This is a genomic window from Haloarcula pellucida (genome assembly GCF_014647235.1).
GTDB lineage: Archaea > Halobacteriota > Halobacteria > Halobacteriales > Haloarculaceae > Haloarcula > Haloarcula pellucida.
In genome coordinates, this window is sequence record NZ_BMOU01000033.1 from 1 (window position 1) to 666 (window position 666).

Below are 666 nucleotides of genomic sequence, written 5' to 3' on the forward strand. Positions count from 1 at the left end.
GGAAGGGTCGATTCGCCCACCATCTACCACCTTGGGGGCGAGTATGAAACCGTGTGTACGTGCGATCCAGGCGTCCACTGGACTCGTTCAGTTTAGCGAGTCACAACGACGTTGGCTACTATGCCAGCTGGTGGATAGCTCGGCTCGAGAGCTGAAGAAGGACGTGCCAAGCTGCGAAAAGCCTGAGGGAGCCGCACGGAGGCTAAGAACTCAGGATTTCCGAATGAGAATCTCTTCACAATTGCTTCGCGCAATGAGGAACCCCGAGAACTGAAACATCTCAGTATCGGGAGGAAAAGAAAACGCAACGTGATGTCGTCAGTAACCGCGAGTGAACGCGATACAGCCCAAACCGAAGCCCTCACGGGCAATGTGGTGTTTGGACTGACTCTCATCAGCAGACCATTTCGACGAAGTCCCTTGGAACAGGGCGTGAAACAGGGTGACAACCCCGTACTCGAAATCAGTACGCTGTGCGTCAGTTCCGGAGTAGCGGGGGTTGGATATCCCTCGCGAACAACGCAGGCATCGACTGCGAAGGCTAAACACTCCTCGAGACCGATAGTGCACAAGTAGTGTGAACGAACGCTGCAAAGTACCCTCAGAAGGGAGGCGAAATAGAGCTTGAACTCAGTTGGCGATGGAGCGACGGGGCATACAAGGTCC

The 666-nt window shown here is 54.7% G+C and carries 1 rRNA gene; it reads left to right on the plus strand.

From position 1 onward, the window contains the following. Positions 1 to 106: 106 nt before the first annotated feature. Positions 107 to 666: ribosomal RNA gene (locus tag IEY28_RS20540) — 23S ribosomal RNA — on the plus strand; the annotation flags it as partial.